Annotated in this window: 24 protein-coding genes; 13 read left to right on the top strand and 11 right to left on the bottom strand. The window is 67.9% G+C overall.

The genetic code is table 11. The annotated features are described in order from the left end of the window. Window positions 1-69 precede the first annotated feature (69 nt). The gene (locus tag I1A62_RS18305; RefSeq protein WP_124394912.1) at window positions 70-858 is read left to right on the top strand and encodes a M23 family metallopeptidase; all 789 of its coding nucleotides are present in this window, start codon (window positions 70-72) and stop codon (window positions 856-858) included. 4 nt (window positions 859-862) lie between these two features. On the opposite strand, the gene I1A62_RS18300 is transcribed toward I1A62_RS18305, so the two are convergent. After that, window positions 863-1,123, bottom strand: a complete 261-nt coding sequence (locus I1A62_RS18300; RefSeq protein WP_005251602.1) for a hypothetical protein — start codon at window positions 1,121-1,123, stop codon at window positions 863-865. 118 nt (window positions 1,124-1,241) lie between these two features. Between I1A62_RS18300 and I1A62_RS18295 the strand changes: the two genes are divergently transcribed. After that, window positions 1,242-2,750 carry a glutamate--cysteine ligase gene (locus I1A62_RS18295; RefSeq protein ID WP_219459340.1) on the top strand — a complete coding sequence of 503 codons (1,509 nt, stop codon included), beginning with the start codon at window positions 1,242-1,244 and terminating at the stop codon, window positions 2,748-2,750. Window positions 2,751-2,768: 18 nt separating this feature from the next. Here I1A62_RS18295 and I1A62_RS18290 read toward each other — a convergent pair whose 3' ends face one another. Next, a complete protein-coding gene (locus I1A62_RS18290; RefSeq protein WP_219459339.1) occupies window positions 2,769-3,950 on the bottom strand; it encodes a globin domain-containing protein in 1,182 nt (393 codons plus the stop codon). Between the two features lies 1 nt (window position 3,951). Further along, entirely contained in the window at window positions 3,952-4,425 is a 474-nt protein-coding gene (locus I1A62_RS18285; protein ID WP_219459338.1) for an Rrf2 family transcriptional regulator, read from the bottom strand. A 248-nt stretch (window positions 4,426-4,673) separates the two neighbouring features. Here I1A62_RS18285 and I1A62_RS18280 point away from each other — a divergent pair, with 248 nt between their 5' ends. From I1A62_RS18280 to I1A62_RS18265, 4 genes are all read left to right on the top strand, one after another. Next, window positions 4,674-5,558: a universal stress protein gene (locus tag I1A62_RS18280; RefSeq protein ID WP_124394916.1), complete on the top strand. Its 885-nt coding sequence runs from the start codon at window positions 4,674-4,676 to the stop codon at window positions 5,556-5,558. A gap of 72 nt (window positions 5,559-5,630) precedes the next feature. Then, window positions 5,631-6,671 carry an LLM class F420-dependent oxidoreductase gene (locus I1A62_RS18275; protein WP_219459337.1) on the top strand — a complete coding sequence of 347 codons (1,041 nt, stop codon included), beginning with the start codon at window positions 5,631-5,633 and terminating at the stop codon, window positions 6,669-6,671. 49 nt (window positions 6,672-6,720) lie between these two features. Beyond that, complete coding sequence (locus I1A62_RS18270) at window positions 6,721-7,611, top strand: universal stress protein (RefSeq protein WP_124394917.1); 891 nt, start codon at window positions 6,721-6,723, stop codon at window positions 7,609-7,611. Window positions 7,612-7,642: 31 nt separating this feature from the next. Then, window positions 7,643-8,278, top strand: coding sequence for a response regulator transcription factor (locus I1A62_RS18265; protein ID WP_124394918.1), 636 nt, complete (start codon window positions 7,643-7,645; stop codon window positions 8,276-8,278). Window positions 8,279-8,286: 8 nt separating this feature from the next. Here the strand turns inward: I1A62_RS18265 and I1A62_RS18260 are convergent, their stop codons facing one another. Continuing rightward, window positions 8,287-9,933 carry a GAF domain-containing sensor histidine kinase gene (locus I1A62_RS18260; RefSeq protein ID WP_124394919.1) on the bottom strand — a complete coding sequence of 549 codons (1,647 nt, stop codon included), beginning with the start codon at window positions 9,931-9,933 and terminating at the stop codon, window positions 8,287-8,289. 117 nt (window positions 9,934-10,050) lie between these two features. Here I1A62_RS18260 and I1A62_RS18255 point away from each other — a divergent pair, with 117 nt between their 5' ends. Continuing rightward, the gene (locus tag I1A62_RS18255) at window positions 10,051-10,674 is read left to right on the top strand and encodes a Tat pathway signal protein (RefSeq protein ID WP_219459336.1); all 624 of its coding nucleotides are present in this window, start codon (window positions 10,051-10,053) and stop codon (window positions 10,672-10,674) included. Window positions 10,675-10,686: 12 nt separating this feature from the next. Here the strand turns inward: I1A62_RS18255 and I1A62_RS18250 are convergent, their stop codons facing one another. From I1A62_RS18250 to I1A62_RS18230, 5 genes are all read right to left on the bottom strand, one after another. Further along, entirely contained in the window at window positions 10,687-11,415 is a 729-nt protein-coding gene (locus tag I1A62_RS18250; protein ID WP_124394921.1) for an SRPBCC domain-containing protein, read from the bottom strand. Further along, the gene (locus I1A62_RS18245) at window positions 11,412-12,482 is read right to left on the bottom strand and encodes a tellurite resistance/C4-dicarboxylate transporter family protein (protein WP_219459335.1); all 1,071 of its coding nucleotides are present in this window, start codon (window positions 12,480-12,482) and stop codon (window positions 11,412-11,414) included. The genes I1A62_RS18250 and I1A62_RS18245 overlap by 4 nt, the downstream gene beginning before the upstream one ends. Beyond that, a complete protein-coding gene (locus I1A62_RS18240; RefSeq protein WP_087559051.1) occupies window positions 12,479-12,805 on the bottom strand; it encodes a cupin domain-containing protein in 327 nt (108 codons plus the stop codon). The genes I1A62_RS18245 and I1A62_RS18240 overlap by 4 nt, the downstream gene beginning before the upstream one ends. Window positions 12,806-12,880: 75 nt before the next feature. After that, window positions 12,881-13,375, bottom strand: coding sequence for a dihydrofolate reductase (locus tag I1A62_RS18235; RefSeq protein WP_124394923.1), 495 nt, complete (start codon window positions 13,373-13,375; stop codon window positions 12,881-12,883). Further along, window positions 13,375-14,178 (bottom strand): thymidylate synthase, encoded by an 804-nt coding sequence (locus I1A62_RS18230; RefSeq protein ID WP_087559049.1) that lies wholly within the window; start codon window positions 14,176-14,178, stop codon window positions 13,375-13,377. Before I1A62_RS18230 ends, I1A62_RS18235 begins: the two co-directional genes overlap by 1 nt. An 86-nt stretch (window positions 14,179-14,264) precedes the next feature. Between I1A62_RS18230 and cobF the strand changes: the two genes are divergently transcribed. From cobF to I1A62_RS18205, 5 genes are all read left to right on the top strand, one after another. Next, window positions 14,265-15,005 (top strand): precorrin-6A synthase (deacetylating), encoded by a 741-nt coding sequence (cobF, locus tag I1A62_RS18225; RefSeq protein WP_124394924.1) that lies wholly within the window; start codon window positions 14,265-14,267, stop codon window positions 15,003-15,005. Between the two features lie 55 nt (window positions 15,006-15,060). Continuing rightward, the gene (locus tag I1A62_RS18220; RefSeq protein WP_124394925.1) at window positions 15,061-15,927 is read left to right on the top strand and encodes an Fpg/Nei family DNA glycosylase; all 867 of its coding nucleotides are present in this window, start codon (window positions 15,061-15,063) and stop codon (window positions 15,925-15,927) included. Between the two features lie 38 nt (window positions 15,928-15,965). Further along, window positions 15,966-17,177 (top strand): formate-dependent phosphoribosylglycinamide formyltransferase, encoded by a 1,212-nt coding sequence (gene purT / locus I1A62_RS18215; protein ID WP_124394926.1) that lies wholly within the window; start codon window positions 15,966-15,968, stop codon window positions 17,175-17,177. Next, complete coding sequence (locus I1A62_RS18210) at window positions 17,174-17,656, top strand: DUF456 domain-containing protein (RefSeq protein WP_124394927.1); 483 nt, start codon at window positions 17,174-17,176, stop codon at window positions 17,654-17,656. The genes purT and I1A62_RS18210 overlap by 4 nt, the downstream gene beginning before the upstream one ends. A 97-nt stretch (window positions 17,657-17,753) precedes the next feature. Next, window positions 17,754-18,518, top strand: coding sequence for a hypothetical protein (locus I1A62_RS18205; protein WP_124394928.1), 765 nt, complete (start codon window positions 17,754-17,756; stop codon window positions 18,516-18,518). A 15-nt stretch (window positions 18,519-18,533) separates the two neighbouring features. Here I1A62_RS18205 and I1A62_RS18200 read toward each other — a convergent pair whose 3' ends face one another. Further along, window positions 18,534-19,289: an amidohydrolase gene (locus I1A62_RS18200; RefSeq protein WP_124394929.1), complete on the bottom strand. Its 756-nt coding sequence runs from the start codon at window positions 19,287-19,289 to the stop codon at window positions 18,534-18,536. Between the two features lie 123 nt (window positions 19,290-19,412). Continuing rightward, window positions 19,413-20,804: an FAD-dependent oxidoreductase gene (locus tag I1A62_RS18195; protein ID WP_124394930.1), complete on the bottom strand. Its 1,392-nt coding sequence runs from the start codon at window positions 20,802-20,804 to the stop codon at window positions 19,413-19,415. Window positions 20,805-21,017: 213 nt separating this feature from the next. On the opposite strand from I1A62_RS18195, the gene I1A62_RS18190 reads away from it, so the two are divergent. Then, a complete protein-coding gene (locus tag I1A62_RS18190; RefSeq protein WP_219459334.1) occupies window positions 21,018-21,470 on the top strand; it encodes a hypothetical protein in 453 nt (150 codons plus the stop codon). Window positions 21,471-21,498 lie beyond the last annotated feature (28 nt).

Here is a 21,498-nt window from a genome sequence, read left to right as displayed (position 1 = left end):
CGTCGCCAGACAGAGGAGCCCACCCCGGATGGGGAGAGCTGCAATCCGACGACTGACGAGGTATTAACTGTGGGTTCCCACCACCGGGCGAACGGGTCTTCCGTTCGCTTCGAGATCGATCCGGACGCGGCGCGCGGGCGCCATCGCAACCAGCAGGCCGGAGCGGGTGTGGGCATCAAGGCCGCGACTGTCGCGGCCGCCACCGGAGCCATCGTTGTCGGTGCAGCCCAGCTGGGTGCCGGAAACGCCGCCGCGGCTCCCGTCGACTCACACGAGACGAGCGGCACACAGACCCTGCCGGGCCTGCCGTTCGAGATCCCGGCCGGAGTCCTCCCCGCCGGATTCGAACTGCCCGCAGACCTCGGCACCGCCGCCCAGAATCTCGGCGGCCCGGACCTCGGCGCCCAGGCTCAGCAGTGGCTGTCGTCCGTCAACCCGGTCAAGCCCCACACGGTTCAGCCGGTGTCGGGCAAGCTGACCTCCGATTTCGGTTCCCGATGGGGAGCCCACCACGGCGGCATCGACATCGCCGCGCCCATCGGCACCTCGGTTCTCGCGGCCGCCGACGGCCAGGTCATCGACGCCGGTGCGGCGTCCGGCTTCGGACTGTGGGTGCGTCTGCTGCACGACGACGGCACCGTCACCGTCTACGGACACGTCAACGACTACACCGTGAGCGTGGGGCAGCGCGTCACCGCAGGGCAGGAAATCGCCCACGTCGGCAACCGCGGCCAGTCCACCGGACCGCACCTGCACTTCGAGGTGCACGACGCGAGCGGAAACAAGATCGATCCCGGGCGCTGGCTGCAGGAGCGCGGCGTGTCCGTCACCTGGGGCAACGCGGGCGCCAACGCGTAAGGGCCTACTCGGGCTCGAGATCGTCGTCGTTGCGGAACACGAGTGGTCCGCTGTCGAGGGCGATCGCCCAGCGGCGTGACACGGCCCAGTCCCGGCCGTACGAATCGTTGCTGATGTCCTGGACGCCGGCGAAATCGTCGACGATGACGCCGGCCTCCAGGGGCCACTTCTTCTCGGCCAGTTCGTGATCGGCCGAGTGCCGCGTTTTCACGCGCGTGCCCACGGAGAACTCTGGTTTCTTCTTGGAGTCGGTATCAGGCGTCATCTCCGGTCCTTCCGCTCACCAGCGTCTGGTTCGAGGTTAGCCCGCCATCCCTCATTCGCGCGGGCTGAACGGATATGCTCCCCCGTGAGCGCAGTTCGACGCGCAGTTGGGGAGTGGTATGGGTCGCGAAGTGACGTCTCGGACATTCACCCGAGAAGACCGGCGCCTGTTCCGGCAGAAGGTGCTCATGTGCGTCGACGCGCTCGAGCGGATGCTGCGGGAGGGAGCGTTCGCCGACGACGTCGACCCGCCGCGGCCCATGCTGGGCATGGAGATCGAGTTCAATCTCGTCCACGCCGACATGACACCCGCGATGTCGAATCTCGCGGTCCTCGAGTCGATCGACGACGACGCCGTGTTCCAGACCGAGCTCGGCCAGTTCAACGTCGAGATGAACGTCCGCCCGGGTCCGCTGAACGGTGAGGGGACGTTCGAGCTCGAACGGACCCTGCGGGCGTCGCTGCACGTCGCCGATGCCCGGATCCACGGGCACGACGCCCAGCTGGTGATGGTCGGCATGCTGCCGACGCTGGAACTCGAGCATCTCGGCCGCGAGTGGATCACGGCGAACCCCCGCTACGAGCAGCTCAACGACCAGATCTTCGCCGCGCGCGGAGAGGACATCGAACTCGACCTCGAGGGCGTGCCGCTCGAGGGGCGGGCCGCCGAAAAGCTGAAGGTCGACGCCAATTCGGTGCTCCCGGAGGCTGCGTGCACGTCGCTGCAGTTGCATCTGCGCGTCGCGCCGGACGAATTCGCCGCCCACTGGAACGCCGCGCAGTGCCTGGCCGGTGCCCAGGTGGCGCTGGCGGCGAACGCGCCGTTCATGGCGGGTAAGGCGTTGTGGCACGAGTCCCGTATCCCGATCTTCGCGCAGGCCACCGATACGCGTCCGCTGGAGTTGAAGAACCAGGGTGTGCGGCCCCGCGTGTGGTTCGGCGAGCGGTGGATCACGTCGGTGTTCGACCTGTTCGAGGAGAACTCCCGGTACTTCCCGGCGTTGCTGCCGGAGGTGTCGGACGTCGACCCGTCGGCCGAACTCGACGTGGGCCGGGTGCCGGACCTCAACGAATTGCAGATGCACAACGGCACCATCTACCGGTGGAACCGCCCGGTGTACGACAGCGACGACGGCAAGCCGCACCTGCGGATCGAGAACCGGGTGCTGCCCGCGGGCCCGACGGTGCTCGACACGATGGCGAACGCCGCGTTCTACTACGGTGCGCTGCGCGGGCTCGTCGAATCGGATCGGCCGGTCTGGTCGCGGATGTCGTTCAACGCGGCCGAGGAGAACCTGCACGCCGGCGCGAAGTTCGGTATGGACGCCGAGTTGTACTGGCCCGGTGTCGGGTTCGCGGGCGCCGACGAACTCGTCCTGCGGCGGCTGCTGCCGATCGCAGACGAGGGGCTCGCCGCGTTCGGGTTGTCGGCAAAGGCCCGTGACCGTTACCTCAGCGTCATCGAAGGCCGGTGCGTCACCCGGCAGACGGGGGCGTCGTGGCAGCGTGCGCAGGTGGTCCGGCACGAGAACGCCGGGCTGAGCCGCCGGGAAGCCCTGGCCGCGATGTTGCGTCAGTACGTGGAGAACATGCGTGAGGGCAGCCCCGTCCACACCTGGCCGGTGTGAACGGCGCCGCGCCCGCTCTCACACGGTGGCCGACCAGCTGTCGGGTCCGAACACCTCGTAGTGGATGTTCTCGGCGGGCACATCCTTGGCGAGTAGTGCTTCGCGAATTCCGAGCATGAACGGCAGCGGGCCGCACAGGTAGGCGCGGGTGCCGGGCGCGATCGTGACCTCGCCGAGGTCGGCCCGTCCCTCTCGCAGACCACCCTCGGGACGTCGGGTGCCCAGGTCCTCGTACCAGCGGTGCATCACCGCGAACGGCAGGCGTTCCACCAGTTCGGTGAGCTCCGCGCGGTGCGCGTGACTGCTGGCGGACCGGTCGGCGTGGAGCACCGAGATCGGGCGGCTGTCGTCGGTGTCGGCGAGGTGGCTGAGCATCCCGATCATCGGGGTGCACCCGATGCCCGCGGACACCAGGAGCAGCGGTGCGTCGTCGTCCTGCAGGACGAGATCGCCGAACGGCGTCGACACCGTCAGGGCGTCGTCTTCGAAGACGTTGTGGTACAGGAAGTTCGACACCTCACCGGCGCGTTTCACCGAGATCCTCCAGTCGCCGCGCGACGGGGCCGAGGACAAGCTGTACTGGCGGATCTGGCGTGCGCCGTCCGGCAGGCGAACTGCGACGGAGAGGTACTGCCCCGGAGCGAACGACGGAAGCGGTGAGCCGTCGACGGAGGTGAGCACGAATGACACCGTGTCCGCGGACTCGTGCCTGCGCTCGCGGACCCGCACGTCGCGCCACACGTCACCGGCGGCCACATCTGCCGAGGCGTACAGGCCGGCCTCCATCGCGATCAGGGTCTCCGCCATCAGCCAGTACACCTCGTCCCAGGCGGCCGCGACCTCGGGAGTGACGGCGTCGCCGAGGACCTCGACGATGGCCGCGAACAGGTGCGTGTGCACGATCGCGTACTGCGACGGTTCGATCCCCAGCGACGCGTGCTTGTTGGCGATCCGCGACAGGATGAGGTCGACGCGCGCCTGGTCGGGCTCGAGTTGGAGGGCGGCGAATGCGGCGATGGCCCCGGCGAGCGCCTTCTGCTGTTCGCCCTGCTTCTGGTTCCCACGGTTGAACAGGTCTCGTTCGAGTTCGGGATGGGCGTCGAACATCTTGCGGTAGAACAGCGTCGTGATGTCCGAGATCGCGGCGCCGACCACGGGCAGGGTGGCGCGGATGACGTCCGTCGAGGTGGGCGAGAGCATGTCATTCTCCGATCGTTCGAGAAAACTGAGAAGTAGTGGCGGCCACCCGCGGGAGAGCGAGCAGCACGGTTGCGGTGGGCGTCCGGGTGAGGTCTTCGACGGTGAGGCCGTCCAGCGACTCGAAGAACGCGTTCTGCGCGCGCCGGAGCGCCGACCGCAGCAGGCACCCCGATCGCAGCGGGCACGGCTGGGCGCCGTCGCAGTCGACGACCTCCCCGTCGCCTTCGAGTCGGCGGGCGAGCCAGCCGACGGACGCGGTACGCCCGAGTTCGGTGATGGCCAGACCGCCGGCACGTCCGCGGCGTGCGTCGACGATGCCGAGTTCACCGAGTCGGGTGATCACCTTGGCGGCGTGGGTGTACGACACCGACAGTTCCTCGGCGATCGCCCGGCTACCCGGCCGTTCGCCCTCCCCGGCCACGGCCAGTCGCATGACCACCCGCAGTCCGAGGTCGGTGAACTGTGTGAGTTGCATGACCCGAACGTACTTTAATTCTCATCTCAAATACCAAATTTGTGACGGACATCGCTCGGGATCGGATCGTCCGAAAGAGGCCGTGGCACAGTCGTATTCGAGCAAGACATACGACTCCACTTTTCATCATCGCCCAATCCGGCCGCTGCGGCTACGGCCGGAGAGCCCGAATCGGTGGGGACTTAAGTCCCATATCGAAAGGTGAAGGGCGGCAGACGCGAAAAGCAGGCCGGGGATAGTGTGAAGCCATGAGCACACGGGACCGCAACAGCGTCGTCGTCGGTGTCGACGGATCGGACAGCTCGAAGTCCGCTGTCCGGATGGCTGCCGAACTCGCCACCGAACGTGGCCTGAACCTGAAGATCATCCACGCGCTCGACTTCGCCCCGTACGGGTTCGGCGGCCCGTACATGGATTCGGGCGGCGTGTACGAGTGGGTGGAGGCGAGCGGTAAGGCGATTCTCGCCGAGGCGCAGGAGCAGGCGTTCGCGGTCAATCCCATCATCGAGGTCTGCACCGAACTGTCGATCGGAAGCAGCGCCCAGTGGCTCGTCGACCTGTCCGAGAACGCCCGGATCGTGGTGGTCGGCGCGTCCGGGTCCGGGGCGGCGGCCACCGCGCTGCTCGGGAACACGGCGATCAACGTCACCAGCCACGCACACTGCCCGGTCGTCGTGGTCCGCGGCGACGCCCACGCAGGCGGGCCCGTCGTGGTCGGTGTCGACGGCAGCGCCACCAGTGAGCGGGCGATCTCGGTGGCCTTCCAGGAGGCGTCGATGCGGAATGCACCGCTGGTGGCCGTCCACGTGTGGAGCGACCTCGGATCGAAGGCGTTCGAGGACCCGCGGGCCGCGGCCCTGGTTCCGCAGGGACTCGAGGAGGACGAACGCGCCGTCCTCGCCGAAAGCCTCGCCGGCTGGCAGGAGAAATACCCCGACGTGCGGGTCACCCGCGAGGTGTACATCGACAACCCGCGGGCACGGTTGCTCGACTGGTCGAAGAAGGCGCAACTGCTGGTCGTCGGCAGCCGGGGGCGCGGAGGATTCAAGGGGATGCTGCTCGGTTCGACCAGCAACAGCCTGGTCGGCGGGGCACAGTGCCCGGTAGTCGTCGTGAGGCCTGCACGCCCCTGAGGCGATTACGCGCAGTAGTGTTCTGGATCGAAGCAGGAACAGGTTGCAGGAACGCCAGGATTGGGGAACGACGTGCGCATAGGTATGGGCTTGAACTACAGCGGCGGTTTCGCCGAGACGGTCGACGAGGTCGCCGACCTGGAGAAAGCCGGGCTCGACATCGCGTTCGTGCCCGAGGCCTACTCGTTCGACGCGGTGAGCCAGATCGGCTACCTCGCCGCCAAGACCACCACCCTGGAACTCGCTTCGGGCATCTTCCAGATCTACACCCGCACGCCGAGCCTGACGGCGATGACGGCCGCCGGCCTCGACTTCGTGTCGGACGGACGCTTCGTGATGGGGCTCGGCGCGTCCGGCCCGCAGGTGATCGAGGGTTTCCACGGCGTCAAATACGACGCCCCGCTCGGCCGCACCCGCGAGGTCGTCGAGATCTGCCGCAAGGTGTGGCGCCGCGAGAAGATCGAGTTCCAGGGCAAGTACTACCAGATTCCGCTGCCCGCCGAGAAGGGCACCGGGCTGGGCAAGCCGCTGAAGATCATCAACCACCCTGTGCGTGATCGCATCCCGATCGTCATCGCCTCGCTCGGACCGAAGAACGTGGAGTTGACCGCCGAGATCGCCGAAGGCTGGGAACCCATCTTCTACCACCCGGAGAAGGCCGCGAGCGTGTGGGGCGAGCCGCTGGCCAAGGGCAAGGCGAAGCGCGACCCGAGCCTCGGCGACCTGCAGGTCTTCGCGTCGCCCGCCCTCGCCATCGGCGACGACGTCGACCACATGCTCGACTGGGTCCGCCCCGGTCTGGCCCTGTACATCGGCGGCATGGGCGCGAAGGGCAAGAACTTCTACAACGACCTCGCGGTCCGGTACGGCTACGAGAAGGAAGCCGAGACCATCCAGGACCTCTACCTGTCGGGCAAGAAGGACGAGGCCGCCGCCGCGGTGCCGGACGACCTGGTGCGGGCCGTGTCGCTGATCGGTCCGGAGAGCTATGTCGCGGAGCGGGTGGCCGCGTTCGCCGAGTCCGGGGTCACCACGCTCACCGTCACACCGCTCGCCGCGGATCGTGCGGGCCGTGTCGCGTTGGTCGAGAAGCTCCGCAAGATCTGCGGGTAGCACCGCACACCTCAGCAGTGCACAGCCGGAAGAATCAGGAAAGGTGACCATGACCGGAATCAAGCCGATCGTCGTGGGTGTGGACGGATCCGAGTCGGCGTCGGCCGCCGTGGCGTGGGCCGCTCGGGCCGCCGCCGCACTGTCGCTCCCGCTGCATATCGTGACAGTGGTCCACATTCCTGCCTTCTATTACACCGAGCCGTATCTGGCCGAGAGCTTCAAGGAAGAACTCGAGGACACGGCGAAGGCCCGGCTGGGCAGTGCGCGGGTGCACGCCAAGCAGACGGTGGACGAGCCGATCGACATCACCACCGAACAGTTCGAGGCCAAGGTGAGTCAGACCCTCATCGAACTGTCCGCGAACGCGCACATGGTGGTGCTCGGCTCGCGCGGGCACGGTGAGTTCACCGGCCTGCTGATCGGTTCCACGACGTCCGCGGTCGCCGCGCACGGCCACTGCCCGCTGGTGGTCGTGCGGGGGCGCACCATGGACGGGCAGCCGCCGACCGAGGGGCCGATCGTGGTCGGTGTCGACGGTTCGGAAAGCAGCAGAGCCGCGTTGGAAGTGGCGTTCGAGCAGGCTGCCGCGCGGGGTGCGAGCCTGGTCGCGGTCAACGTGTGGAGCGATGTGAGTGTGCAGCCGTCGCTCGGCGCGAGCCCGGACGACCCGCTGTGGAGCAGCATCCAGACGGGCGAGGAAGTGGTGCTCTCGGAGCGTCTCGCCGGGTACCAGGAGCGGTATCCGGACGTGACGGTCGAACGCGTCGTCGCGCGCGACCGCCCGGTGCGCGTGCTCAGCGAATTCGCCGAGAAGGCGCAACTGATCGTCGTGGGCAGCCGCGGCCGCGGTGGTTTCACGGGAATGCTGCTGGGCTCCACCAGCAACGCGTTGCTCCACACCGCGGACTGCCCGGTGATGATCGTCCGGCCGGAGAGCTAGCGCGCTCCGTCAGTAGCTTGGAGGTGCACACATGACCACGCGGGTGTTCCTCGTCGACGACCACGAGATCGTGCGACGAGGCTTGGTCGATCTACTGGGCAGCGCGCCCGACCTCGAGGTGGTCGGGGAGGCCGCGTCGGTCGGTGAGGCGATGGCGCGGATTCCGGGCAGCGGCGCCGACGTCGCCGTGCTCGACGTCCGGTTGCCGGACGGCAACGGTGTCGAACTGTGCCGGGACCTGCGTGCCGCGCTGCCCGAACTGCGGTGCCTGATGCTGACGTCGTACTCCGACGACGAGGCGCTGTTCGACGCCATCATGGCCGGGGCGTCCGGATTCGTCCTCAAACAGATCCTCGGCACCGACCTGGTGGCGGCCGTGCGGACGGTGGGGGAGGGCGGTTCGCTGCTCGACAGCAGGGCGACGTCGGCGCTGATGAACCGGATCAGGTCGGCCCGCCGGGACGACCCGCTGACGCAACTGTCCGAGCAGGAACGTGCCGTGTTCGACTTGATCGGCGAGGGGCTCACCAATCGGGAGATCGCCGAGCGGCTCTTCCTCGCCGAGAAGACGATCAAGAACTACGTGTCGAGGCTGTTGTCGAAACTGGGGATGCAACGGCGCACGCAGGCGGCGGTGCTGGCCGCCGAGTTACGCAAACAGCGCTGAAAGCTCCGTCACGTCAACGGGACCCGCCAGGTGACGACGGTTCCTCCACCCCCGGAATCGACGGTGCAGGTGCCGCCGCAGTGCTCGGCGCGCCGATCGAGGTTGTCCAGTCCGCTGCGCCGGGCGCCGTCCGCGATCCCGATGCCGTCGTCCGCGACGGTGACGACGAGGTCGTCCCCGGCGGCCACCGAGATGTCGATGGTGGTGGCCCGCGCGTGCCGCAGCGCATTGCTCAGGGCCTCGCGCAACACCGCCTCCGCGTGCGGGTGGATGCGGCTGGGTACGAGAGTGTCGATGGCGCCGGTGAACTGGACGTTCGGCGCGACCGGCGAATGGGAGGTCAGGTCGCCGATCACGTCGAGCAGGCGGCGGCGCAGACTGGTCGCCGACGCGATACCGGTGGCCTGCAGATCGAAGATGGTGGTGCGGATCTCGCGCACCGTCCGATCGAGTTGCTCGACCGCGGTCGCGACGATGGAGCGCACGCCGTCCGGAACGTCCCCGACCGCGTGAGTGCTCTGCAGGCTCATGCCGGTGGCGAACAATCGCTGAATCACGTTGTCGTGCAGGTCACGCGCGATCCGGTCGCGGTCGGCGAGCACCGACAGCAGGCGTTGCTTGCTCTGCTGGTCGGCGAACTCCACCGCGACGGCAGCGAGGTCGGCCACCGATTCGAGGCGGGCCACCTCGTCCGGATCCCACGGAGCGGTGCCCCGCGCCGTGACGACCAGAACCCCGCCGACCCCCGACGCCGTCGACAGTGGCAGCACCGCGGCGCGGCCCGCCTCGGTGGAGAACGGTGCGAGACCGTCGATGCCCGTCAGCAGTGCGGGGGTGCGGGAGCGCAGCACTTCGGCGAACGGCTCGGCCTGGGTGGCGGTTCGGAAGGTGGTGCGCAGCGGCCGCACCGCGGTGTCCGCCCCGACCACCGCGCCCTCGCCGAGCGTGACGACGATGAAGACCTCGTCACCGCTGGACAGTTCGCGTACCTCTGCGGCGAGGGTGTGCAGCGTTTCGTCGAGTGATCCGCCGACCATCAGCCGGGAGGTGATCGCCGCGACGGCCGTCAACCACCGCTCCCGCGTCCGCGATTCCTCGAACAGCCGGGCATTCTCCACGGCCACGCCGGCCGAAGTGGCGAGCGCGCGCAGAATGACCTCGTCCTCGTCGGTGAACTCGGGTCCGCTGAGTTTCTCGGTCAGGTAGATGCTCCCGAAAACATTGCCCCGCATCATGATCGGCATGCCCAGGAAGCTCTTCATCGGTGGATGGTTGGGCGGGAAGCCGAGCGACCCCGGATGATCGGCCAGGTTGGAGAGGCGCACCGGGCGGGGGTCGTGGACCAGCAGTCCCAGCAGCCCGCGGCCCTCGGGCAGGTGGCCCATGCGCGCACGCTCTTCCGGCGTGATGCCCTCGTAGACGAACTCCGAGAGCCCGCCGTCCGGGGCGTGAACACCGAGTGCGCCGTAGCGGGCGCCGAGCAGGGACGTGGCCGAATTGACGATGCGCTGCAGGGTGGAATCCAGCTCGAGCCCCGACCCCACGACCAGGACCGCCTCGAACAGGCGCTGCAGACTCCGACGAGTGGGGATCACGTCGGCGAGCCCCTCCCGGAACTCGCTGATCCTCGCCTCGTGCCCACCATCCGCTCCCATGTCAGCAGCATAGGTCTGGGGGAGACGTAACACCGCCAACCACGGCGTCGATAAGAGCTCGAGTGTTTACTCATCCGAACTAATGCTTACCCATTGACGCGACGAGGGAGAAGAAGAATGAATCGACGGCACTTCGCACGACGGGTCGCGGCAGGTCTGACCGCAGCAGGGGCAGCGACGATGATGTTCACCGGTGTCGTGTCGGCGCAGCCCGCAGATTCCGCTTCCGTCGTCGACCCGGCGACCGCGATCGCGAAGCTGCGCACCGTGGCCGCCGGAAACCCCGAGGCTGAGGCCGCCATCGAGCGACTTGCCGCATCCCCGACCGACACGGCGGCGACGAACATCGCCCTGCCGGGCCAGATCTTCCAGGTCCCCGCGTACTCCGACACCGGCCAGGGCGGTCCCGTCCTCGGACAGCTGTACGGCGCGGGTGTGGCGACCAACATGAGCAACCAGTTCCGCTTCGGCTTCTTCGGCGGACCGGGCGTCATCGCCAACGACCAGGCCGGCGCCGAACTCGACGTCGTGTACTACAGCTTCGCGACCGGTGCCAGCGGCATCGTCAAGCTGGACCAGAACAACGTCGCGGTTCCCACGGTCGTGTCCACGGCCCCGGTCGCCGGGCTCGGCAGCGGCCTGGTCGTCGCGGCCGTGTACGGCTCGCTGAACCACCAGGTGGGGCCGAACGTCGTCAAGAGCACGATCTGGTGGCCCACCCTGGGCACCGTGCTCGCCTGACCCATCGAGAACTCAGGTGGCAGGTTCGGCCCCCGGCCGGGCCTGCCACCACTCCGTCCAGCGCTGTTCGAGTTCGGCCCACTCCTCGTCGTCCAGGTCGTAGGCCGCGAGGAGGATCTGCGCACCGCCGTTCGGGCGGGCCGAATTGACGGGCTGCTCGCCGAACTGCAGCAGTCCCGGGCCGAGGTCGTCGACGCTCACCGCGGTCTGGTGCTCGCCGACGAAACACACCACGCCGTGCAGCAGATCGCCCGTCTCCGCGACCGCGGTGAAATGATCGCCCACCTTCATATCTGCGAGCTTGTCGAGGCCGAGCAGGTGTCGCGCCGAATCTCCGTCCGCGACCGGGCCTTCGAGGAACAGTGTGCGACGCTCGTCGAGTCCGTGCCGTTCGATGCCGAACTTGAGGAACTGCAGGAACGTCGTCCAGCCCTCGGTGACGTCGTCGTACCAGTCGTCCGCGGCGGGATCGGCGTCCCGGGGCGGCCGGGTGATCCGCACCAGGGTGGTGCCGTCGTGCTCGTGGAGGCTGAACCGGTCGGCGCCGCCCAGGGCGAGGGTGAAGGCCTCGGAGTCCTCCGTCACGTCGTCGCCGAAGTAGATTTCCCTGATCTCGTCGTCCAGGCCCTCGATATCCCAGCCGTGCCAGCGCCGCAGCAACTCCGGGTCGCGTAGGGCAGGCCACACGACCGACGGCGCCGCAGCCACCGATACCTCGATCACGGGCGGGGTTTCCGTCATGCGCTCTCCTGCGTCTCCGCTGTTGCCGGTCCGACCTGCACCGCCGACCGGAAGAGATGCACCACCATGACGACGAACGTCACGCACCACACGGTGAATGCACACCACAGTTCGGCACTACCGACCATACCCACGAGCGGAACGTGGTCCGCCCGGCCCAGGTAGATGCCGGCGACCGCGTACATGCCGAGGGGGAAGACGATGCTCCATACGGCGGCGTCGTAGCGCAGCGGCACCTTGTTGGTGATGTGGCGCCACCATCCGGCGGCCGCCAGGACCGGGATCAGCCAGGTCGCGAACGCCCAGAACACCACCGCGAATCCGCCGATGAGCCCACGCGTGGCGTTCACCATCGGCGCGTCCTCCATCTCGACGATGCGGGCGCCGGCGAGGACGGTGATCGCACATGCACCCATCGACACCCAGAACGGCGCGGTGAGGTCCTGCGGCCGCAGCGGATACAGCAACATCCGTGCGGCGACGAAGATCCCCGCCGCGCCGTACAGGCACACCCCGATCGACCAGGAGAAGACGGCGACCACGGCCAGGAACCGGCGGGCGCTGTCGGAGACCGGTTCGAGGGTCGCGGCGGCCACAGCCACCGACTGGGCGGCGACCACCCAGATGAACCAGGTTCCGTTGGCGCGCGCCACCACCGGACGTTCCGACGTGCCCAGGACGGCGGTCCACGGGACGACGTAACCGAGCACGATCCAGGTCAGCCCGGCGACGGTGAGCAGCACCGCGGTGGCGGCGTGGTGGCCGTCCATCGCAAGGCGCACGCCGAACACGTCGGTCCCGGCGATGAACGTGAAGAAACCGAATCCGCGGCTCGCGTCGGTCAGGTCGCCGACGACCTCACCGCGGTACGCCACGATCCGCCAGACCGTGAGCGCCACCAGCGTCACGTACGCCGTGCCGCAGACGATCAGCAGCAGAACCGAGAGCAGGTCGAAACCGCTCAGTTTCATACCCACCGAGATGATGCCGCTGGCCATGACGATCGCGAAATAGGCCGGGTTCAGACTCCGAACGGAATCGGCGAACCGATCGCGCACGACCGTCACATGGCGACGGTGAGCAGGAACGCGACGTCCTCGATGGCCTCGACGCTGTGCCGGTCCGTCGGGAGGACCAGCAGGTCGCCGGTGGAACCCTTCCACGAGTCCTCGCCGGCCACGAGGTTCAGTTTGCCGCTGAGAATGAACAGGGTGGCCTCGCCCGGGCTCTCGTGTTCGGCCATCTTCTGACCCGCGGCCAGGGCGATGACGGTCTGCCTGAGGCTGCGCCGATGGCCGCCGTACACGGTCTGCGAACTGCGGCCGCTGGACGTCCCGCCCGCCAACTTCAGTTGCTGACGGGCAAGGGCGGTCAGTGACTTCTTGTCCATGAGGTGAGTATGAACCACTGCGCGCACCGTCACCCGTCGAATGGGGTAACGGTGCGGTGGCAAACAGGTGGCCGGTCAGCGCTTGGTGTAGGTGATCCAGCGGTACCGGGTGCCGTTCTTCGCCGACGTGAGCCACTCACCGGTGTCCTGCGGGTGCCAGGACTCGTCGATCGCGGGTGCCCAGGCGTCGCCGTCGATCGTCACGTCGATCTCGGAGACCAGCAGCTGTGTAGCGAACGGCATTGCCGCCGTGTAGATCTGACCGCCGCCGATGACGCAGACGTCCTCGTCGGTGAGCGCGAGCGCCGAGGCGATGCCGTCGGCGGCCTCCGCTCCTTCCGCAGCCCAGTCGGGCTGACGGCTGATCACGATGTTGCGCCGGCCCGGTAGGGGCCGGAATCGTGGGGGCAGCGAGTCCCACGTCCTGCGGCCCATGATCACGGGGTGGCCCTGCGTCACCTTCTTGAAGTACGCCATGTCCTCGGGGACGTGCCACGGGATCGTGTTGTCGCGGCCGATGACGCCGCCGGCACCCTGCGCCCAGACCAGCTTGACCTGCCGGGCCGCCACTAGACGGCCACCGGCGCCTTGATGGCCGGATGGTGCCGGTAGTCGACGATCTCCACGTCCTCGAACGTGTAGTCGAAGATCGAATCCCGCCGGTTCAGTTTCAGCGTCGGATACGGCAACGGCTCCCGGCTCAACTGCTCGGTGACCTGGTCGACGTGGTTGTCGTAGATGTGGCAGTCGCCACCGGTCCAGATGAAGTCGCCCGGTTCGAGCCCGGCCTGCTGCGCCACCATGTGGGTGAGCAGCGCGTAGCTCGCGATGTTGAACGGCACGCCGAGGAACATGTCGGCGCTGCGCTGGTACAGCTGGCACGACAGCTTGCCGTCCGCGACGTAGAACTGGAAGAACGCGTGGCACGGCGCCAGCGCCATCTGCGGGATGTCGCCGACGTTCCACGCCGACACGATGATGCGACGCGAATCCGGGTTCGACTTCAGCGTCTCGATGGTCTGGCTGATCTGGTCGATGTGCTCGCCCGACGGGGTCGGCCAGCTGCGCCACTGCACGCCGTACACCGGGCCCAGTTCGCCGTCCGCGTCCGCCCACTCGTCCCAGATCGTGACGCCGTTGTCCTGGAGCCACTTCACGTTGGAATCGCCGCGCAGGAACCACAGCAGTTCGTAGACGATCGACTTGAGGTGCACCTTCTTCGTGGTGATCAGCGGGAACCCGTCCGCGAGGTTCCAGCGCATCTGATGACCGAAGACGCTCTTCGTGCCGGTCCCGGTGCGGTCGGCCTTCGGGGTGCCCGTGTCCATGACGAGTCGGAGCAGGTCTTCGTACGGGGTCGGCACAGATGTCACGGTACGAGCATAGGCGGCTCCGCCACCCGTGCGCCTTTCCGGTAGCTGGAGCAACCAGAAAGGCGCACGAGCGTTAGCCTGCCCGCATGCGTGAACTCTTCGTGATCGGCATCGGCGCCGGCGACCCCGACCAGGTGACCGTCCAGGCGATCAAGGCGATGAACAAGGCGGACGTGTTCTTCGTCATCGGCAAGGGCGACGAGAAGCAGGACCTCGTCGATCTCCGCACCGGCATCCTCGAGGAACACGTCACCGGTCCGTACCGCGTCGTGGACATCGTCGATCCGCCGCGCAACCGCACGCCGTCCGACTACGAGGGTGTCGTCGACGACTGGCACGAGCGCCGGGCGGCGCTGTTCGAGGCCGAGTTCGCGTCGGAGCCGGGCGTCGGGGCGATCCTCGTGTGGGGCGACCCGTCGCTCTACGACAGCACGCTGCGGATCGTCGAGCGGGTGCTCGCCCGCGGCAACGTGTCGTTCGACTACTCGGTGATCCCGGGCGTGACCAGCGTGCAGTCGCTGGCCGCCCAGCATCGGATCGTGCTCAACCGGATCGGCGAACCCGTCCATGTCACCACCGGGCGCCGTCTCGCCGAGGGTCTGCCCGACGGCGTCGACAACGCGGTGGTCATGCTCGACGCCCACTGCACGTTCACGCAGGTCCCCGGCGACGACGTCCAGATCTGGTGGGGCGCCTACCTGGGCACCCCCGACGAGGTGCTGATCTCCGGTCGTCTGCGGGACGTCGAGGACGAGATCCAGCGGGTGCGCGCCGAACTGCGCGAACGCAAGGGCTGGATCATGGACACCTACCTCCTCCGCAGGTGAGTGGGAAAGTGCGGAGGAGCACACTTTCTCGCTCACATGCCGTTAGCCTGGGGACATGCCCGAGCTGCCCGAGGTGGAGGCGTTAGCCGAGTTCCTGCGTGAACACGCCGTGGGAGCGGTCGTCGGCCGGGTGGACGTGGCGGCCCTGAGCGTGCTGAAGACGTTCGACCCCCCGATCACCGCCCTGCAGGGCCGCGACGTCACGGGTGCCGCCCGGTTCGGCAAGCACCTCGCACTCGACTGCTCCGGGTTGTGGCTCGTCACCCACCTGTCGCGTGGGGGCTGGTTGCGCTGGACCGACAATCCGTCGGCGGCGCCGCCGAAACCGGGGAAGGGGCCGCTGGCGCTGCGGGTGCACTTCTTCACCCCGGAGGGGGCGACGCCGGCGTTCGACCTGACCGAGGCGGGCACGAAGAAGCGGCTCGCGGTGTGGCTCGTGCACGACCCTCGGGAGGTGGAGGGGATAGCCCGGCTCGGGCCCGACGCCCTCGCCGTCACCGAACCCGAGTTCGCGGCACTGCTGTCCACCACGTCGGCGCGGATCAAGAACGCGCTCGTCGACCAGTCGCTGCTCGCCGGCGTCGGCAACGCCTACTCCGACGAAATCCTGCACACCGCAAAGATTTCCCCCTTCGCGACGTCGCGCACCCTGCCGGAAGACCAGGTGCACGTGCTGTACGACGCGATGCGGTCCGTGCTCACCGACGCCGTCGACAGGTCGCTCGGCCAGGACGCGGCGCGGCTGAAGGGGGAGAAGCGATCCGGGATGCGCGTCCACGCCCGGACCGGACTGCCCTGCCCCGTCTGCGGTGACACCGTCCGGGAAGTGTCGTTCGCGGAGAAGTCTTTTCAGTACTGCGCGACGTGTCAGACCGGAGGTAAGGTGCTCGCCGACCGCCGGATGTCGCGGCTGCTGAAGTAGGCGCGGGCGTACACGCGTGCCCGCATATAGTTGTGACCATGCGTGAACAGGCACCCGGACGGTTCGGTACCCCTCTGACGGCAGGCGCGACCCGCGTCATGCTGCTCGGGTCGGGTGAGCTGGGCAAGGAAGTGATCATCGCCCTCCAGCGGCTGGGGGTCGAGGTGATCGCCGTCGACCGCTACGACAACGCGCCGGGCCACCAGGTGGCGCACCGTGCGCACACCATCGACATGAGCGACCCGGACGCGCTGTTGCGGCTCGTCGACGCCGAAAAGCCGCACTTCGTGGTGCCCGAGATCGAGGCCATCGCCACCGATGCGCTGGCCACGGTCGAGGAGCGCGGCGCCGCGGTCGTGGTGCCCACCGCGCGGGCGACGCAGCTGACCATGAACCGTGAGGGAATCCGGCGCCTCGCCGCGGAGGAACTGGGCCTGCCCACGTCGCCGTACGAGTTCGCCGAATCGCTCGACGAGGTCCGGGCGGCCACCGGACGCATCGGCTTTCCCTGCGTGATCAAGCCGGTGATGTCGTCGTCCGGGAAGGGGCAGTCCACGGTGCGCGCCGCCGACGACGTCGAGAAGGCCTGGGACTACGCGCTCGCGGGCGGCCGCGTCAATTACGGCCGCGTCATCGTGGAGGGGTTCGTCGACTTCGACTACGAGATCACCCAACTCACCGTCCGGGCGATCGGCGCTGACGGCGAGGTGGGCACGTTCTTCTGCGAGCCGATCGGGCACCTGCAGGATTCGGGTGACTACGTGGAGTCGTGGCAGCCGCAACCGATGAGCGAGGCGGCGCTGGCCCGGTCGCGTGAGGTGGCGGAGAAGGTGACGTCGGCGCTGGGCGGCCGCGGGATCTTCGGGGTGGAACTGTTCGTGAAGGGCGACGACGTGTACTTCTCGGAGGTCAGCCCCCGCCCGCACGACACGGGACTGGTCACCCTTCGGACGCAACGACTCTCGGAGTTCGAACTACATGCCCGTGCGATCCTCGGACTGCCCGTCGACACCACCCTCACGACACCCGGTGCGTCCGCGGTGATCTACGGAAAACTCGATGCCGCCGGGATCGGCTTCGCGGGTGTCGCCGACGCGATGGCCGTCCCCGAGACCGACCTGCGGCTGTTCGGCAAGCCGGAGAGCTTCGCGCGGAGGCGGATGGGCGTCGCCGTGTCCACGGGGCCGGACGTCGAGACCGCGCGCAGCCGCGCGCGGGAGGCGGCGTCCCGCGTCGAGCCCGTCGCGTGAGTCCGGGCGCAGAAGTTCTTGTCGGCCTGGCCATCGTGGTCGGGCTCGTCGGGATCGTCATCCCGATCCTGCCCGGAACGATCCTCATCTTCGCGGCAATCCTGTTGTGGGCCATCATGACCGGCGGTGCGACGGCGTGGACGGTGTTCGCAGTCGCCACGGTGTTCCTGGTGATCAGCGGCGTCGTCAAATACACCTGGCCCGGCAAGCGGATGCGCACCGCCGGCGTCCCCAACGTGTCGCTGATCGTCGGTGGACTGCTCGGGATCGTCGGGTTCTTCGTCGTTCCCGTGGTGGGATTGTTCCTCGGGTTCATCGCGGGAACGTATGTCGCCGAGCTGTACCGGTTGCGTGCCCACAACCGGGCGTGGGCGTCGACGTGGCACGCCTGCAAGGCCGTCGGACTGTCGATGCTGATCGAGCTGCTCGGCGCCCTGCTCGCCTCGGGGGTGTGGCTGACCGCGGTGGTCGCGACGTAGGTCGCCCGAAATCGTCGCCGGGGGTATCCAGGAGCGACCTCCACCTGCGATGATGAAACGCGGATGTTGATCTTCCCGGCTAGCGGAGGAATGCGCCGTGAACAAGAAGACGACCTGGATCCTGGCCCCGCTCGCTGCCGCGACCCTCGCACTGAGTGGCTGCGGCAACGACTCGTCCGACTCGTCCGCGCCGAGCGCCACCAGCGCCGCGGAGGCCACGAGCAGCGGCGAAGCGGCGCCCGCGTCGAACATGATGGAGAAGATTCCGTCACCCTTCGTGATGACCCCGCAGATGGACCCGACGTATGTCGGGTCGGTCGACGGGACCGACGCGTACATCGCGCTGGCCAGGTCGGGCGACGAGATGGTCGCCTTCCTGTGCGACGGCGACGAGATGTGGACGTGGATGACCGGCACGATGGACGGCGACAAGGCGTCGATGTCGTCGCCGGACGGAGCAACGCTCACCGCGTCGATGAGCGACGGCACCGTGACGGGGCAGGTCAGCGCGCCGGGCATGCCCGACAAGGCGTTCACGGCCAAACCGGTCGGCGCGGAGGACGGGCTGTTCCGGGCTACCACCAACCACGACGGCACCGACTACACCCTCGGCTGGATCATGACCCCCGACGGCGTCCGCGGGCTCGAACGTCAGGCCAACGGCTCGACCACCGGTGGCATCGCCGTCGACCGGAACGAAGACCAGATGGACGATCGGCAGCGGGAGCGGCGCGCTGAACGACGCGAACAGCTGGACTGCGATCAGATGCAGAACTACAACACGTGGCTGGTGGCGCAACCGCAGACGCCGCCGGTGGCCGAGATGGTGTCGATGAACAGCGTGCAGATGGAAGGCTGTTGACACGGGGCGTGCGTGTTAGCAGCGTCCGTCCGGAGTGTCGCAGCGGTACCACGCACGCGCGTTGCCGCCCATGACCTTGTCGAAGTCGTCGCCGACCGCGTCCGCGACGATGTCGATGTCGCTGTCCTGGAACACTCTTCGGGAGCGGCTGCCCGGTAGGTCGGTGCCGAACATCAGCGCCTCGGGGTTGACGGCGTGAATCTTGCGCAACACGTCGCCGACGTTCTCGATGGTGGTCCGCCCGAACCCGGTGGCCTTCACCCGGACTCCCCGGTCGACGAGATCGAGGAGGTACGGCAGGCCCCGCGTCGACATCCCCAGGTGGTCGATGCACACGGCGGGCAGCTTCGCGAACACCGGCTCGAGCGACAGCAGCAGCGTGGCGTCCACATAGAATTCGGCGTGCCAGCCGGCCAGCTCGTACGCCCGCAGGGCCTGCTTGGTGAGGAGCTTCACGTCGGTCGCGCTGCGCCGAAGATTGAACCGGACGGCCCGGACCCCGGCGCGGTCGAGTTCGAGGATGCTCTCGTCGGTGGCGTCGAGTTCCATCTGGGTGACGCCCACCCAGCTGGGGCCGAGTTCGGTGAGCGCGGCTTTCAGGTAATTCTGATCGGTGCCCTGGTACGAGGCCGTGACGACGGCGCCGCCGTCCACGCCGAAGCCTTCCGTGCGGGCCCGGTAGTCGGCGACGGTGAACGGCTCCGGAAGGTAGCCGTGGTTCTCGACCACCGGGAACCGGGGATCGATGATGTGAACGTGGGCGTCAAACACGACTCATATCCTGCCTTGTGCGGGCGACGGGCCGGGAGGTCGCGTCGGCATCCGGACACGCGTGGTCCGAGACGACGGAAGGGAACCTCCCGCGGGAGGTTCCCTTCGCACCGAATCGGAAGATCAGGCCTTGTCGGGCTCGCTGGCCTTGAGCATGTCCTCACGCTCGACGACCTTGATCCGCTCGCGGCCCTCGGGCTCGCCCAGGCTGCGCTCGTGCGCGTCGAGGCGGTACCAGCCCTGCCAGGTGGTGTAGGGGACCTGCTTGCCCTCGAGGAACTCGATGATTGCGTCCTCGCCCGGGTTCGCGGGCTCGGGGAAGCCGGTCCGGTCCTCGAGCAGGTTCGCGACGGTCTCGTTCGCGTCGCCCTTGGTGTGGCCGATCAGACCGACCGGGCCGCGCTTGATCCAGCCGGTGACGTAGGTGGCCGGCATGAACCGGGCGTTGCCCTCGGCGGTGTCGTCGGAGATGACGCGTCCGGCCTCGTTCGGGACCGTGCCCGCCTGCTCGTCGAACGGCAGCTTCGCGATGTTCTGCGACAGGTAACCCACGGCGCGGTACACGGCCTGGACGTCCCAGTCGTTGAACTTGCCGGTGCCCTTGACGTTGCCGGTGCCGTCGAGCTGGGTGCGCTCGGTGCGCAGACCGACGACCTTGCCGTCCTCGCCGAGCACCTCGGTGGGCGATTCGAAGAAGTGCAGGAACAGCTTGTGCGGGCGGTTGCCCACGTCGCGGATGGCCCAGTCCTGCAGGGTGTTGGCGACCATGTCGACCTGCTTGGAGTTGCGGCGCGCCTGCTCGGAGCCCTCGTCGTAGTCGATGTCCTCGGGATCGACGATGACCTCGATCGTCGGCGAGTGATCGAGTTCACGCAGCTCGAGGGGGGTGAACTTGGCCTGTGCAGGTCCGCGGCGGCCGAACACGTGGACCTCGACGGCCTTGTTGCCCTTGAGTCCCTCGTAGACGTTGGCGGGGATCTCCGTCGGCAGCAGTTCGTCGCCGGTCTTGGCGAGGACGCGCGCGATGTCGAGGGCGACGTTGCCGACACCGAGGACGGCGACCTTCTCGGCCTCGAGGGGCCAGGTGCGCGGGACGTCGGGGTGACCGTCGTACCAGGAGACGAAGTCGGCGGCACCGTAGCTGCCGTCGAGTTCGATGCCCGGGATGTTGAGGGCGCGGTCGGCGTTGGCGCCGGTGGAGAAGATCACCGCGTCGTAGAAGCTGTGCAGGTCTTCGAGGGTGATGTCGCTGCCGTAGTCGATGTTGCCCAGCAGGCGGACCGACGGCTTGTCGAGCACCTTGTGCAGGGCGGTGATGATGCCCTTGATGCGCGGGTGGTCGGGGGCGACGCCGTACCGGATCAGACCGAAGGGGGCAGGCATCCGCTCGAAGAGGTCGATGCTGATCCCGCCGTCAGACGCGGCATCGGATTTCATGAGTGCGTCGGCTGCGTAGATACCGGCGGGGCCGGCACCCACGATTGCAACGCGCAACGGACGTGTCTGATCAGTCATCTGGAGCGAACTACCTTCTGAAGGGCGGACAACGAAACCTCAGCTTAAATTAAGCCCAGCCTAATCGGGTGGCCGAGGTGCAGCAGACAGGGCAAAGCCCATTCTCGGGACTCACGCCTGTAGAGGGTAGTCGCCTCCGCGTTGGGGGGTCACAAACACGATTTGTAGGGGCAGCTCTATACACTCGTGGCCAGCCGAGATCGAAGGGAAGTCATGTCCGGTTCGAGCGAATCGCCTCAGCACGACGCGGGAGGCGCGGAAGATCCGGTGGATCCCCGGCGCATCACGGCGGTGCCGTTCATCGCCGCCGTCACCGTCATCGTCGTCATCCTCGTCGCCATCGTGGTGTCCAGCATGCTGTCGCCCGCCGACGAGAACGTCACGGAAGCGGATCGCATCAACCGTTCGGTCGCGGACTTCATCCAGGCCCACAACCACGACGACGCCGATCTGCAGAAGACGCTGGTCTGCCCGACGTGGTCCGACGACCGGTCGGTGCTGCGGGGCCGGGAAGGCGAGGTCACGCTGCAGGGCGTCGAGTCGTCCGAGGTCAACGGCGACCGCGCCCGGGCGGAGGTCCGGGTCAGCGCCGACGACGGCAAGGGCGAGACGACCGATACATGGCAATTGACGCGGGACGGCGACACATGGGTCGTCTGCAACTGACCGTTGCCCGGAAGGGCGCACAGAACAG

This window comes from Rhodococcus sp. USK10, from assembly GCF_019378875.1.
Lineage (GTDB): Bacteria > Actinomycetota > Actinomycetes > Mycobacteriales > Mycobacteriaceae > Rhodococcus_F > Rhodococcus_F pseudokoreensis.
The sequence above is the reverse complement of the archived record's forward strand: the minus strand, read 5'-3'. Positions and strand labels throughout refer to the sequence as shown.

Coding starts and splice junctions, on each gene's coding strand:
- I1A62_RS18300 (WP_005251602.1), bottom strand. CDS start 1,123: ATGACGCCTGATACCGACTCCAAGAAGAAACCAGAGTTCTCCGTGGGC.
- I1A62_RS18295 (WP_219459340.1), top strand. CDS start 1,242: ATGGGTCGCGAAGTGACGTCTCGGACATTCACCCGAGAAGACCGGCGC.
- I1A62_RS18290 (WP_219459339.1), bottom strand. CDS start 3,950: ATGCTCTCGCCCACCTCGACGGACGTCATCCGCGCCACCCTGCCCGTG.
- I1A62_RS18285 (WP_219459338.1), bottom strand. CDS start 4,425: ATGCAACTCACACAGTTCACCGACCTCGGACTGCGGGTGGTCATGCGA.
- I1A62_RS18280 (WP_124394916.1), top strand. CDS start 4,674: ATGAGCACACGGGACCGCAACAGCGTCGTCGTCGGTGTCGACGGATCG.
- I1A62_RS18270 (WP_124394917.1), top strand. CDS start 6,721: ATGACCGGAATCAAGCCGATCGTCGTGGGTGTGGACGGATCCGAGTCG.
- I1A62_RS18265 (WP_124394918.1), top strand. CDS start 7,643: ATGACCACGCGGGTGTTCCTCGTCGACGACCACGAGATCGTGCGACGA.
- I1A62_RS18260 (WP_124394919.1), bottom strand. CDS start 9,933: ATGGGAGCGGATGGTGGGCACGAGGCGAGGATCAGCGAGTTCCGGGAG.
- I1A62_RS18255 (WP_219459336.1), top strand. CDS start 10,051: ATGAATCGACGGCACTTCGCACGACGGGTCGCGGCAGGTCTGACCGCA.
- I1A62_RS18250 (WP_124394921.1), bottom strand. CDS start 11,415: ATGACGGAAACCCCGCCCGTGATCGAGGTATCGGTGGCTGCGGCGCCG.
- I1A62_RS18240 (WP_087559051.1), bottom strand. CDS start 12,805: ATGGACAAGAAGTCACTGACCGCCCTTGCCCGTCAGCAACTGAAGTTG.
- cobF (WP_124394924.1), top strand. CDS start 14,265: ATGCGTGAACTCTTCGTGATCGGCATCGGCGCCGGCGACCCCGACCAG.
- I1A62_RS18220 (WP_124394925.1), top strand. CDS start 15,061: ATGCCCGAGCTGCCCGAGGTGGAGGCGTTAGCCGAGTTCCTGCGTGAA.
- purT (WP_124394926.1), top strand. CDS start 15,966: ATGCGTGAACAGGCACCCGGACGGTTCGGTACCCCTCTGACGGCAGGC.
- I1A62_RS18195 (WP_124394930.1), bottom strand. CDS start 20,804: ATGACTGATCAGACACGTCCGTTGCGCGTTGCAATCGTGGGTGCCGGC.
- I1A62_RS18190 (WP_219459334.1), top strand. CDS start 21,018: ATGTCCGGTTCGAGCGAATCGCCTCAGCACGACGCGGGAGGCGCGGAA.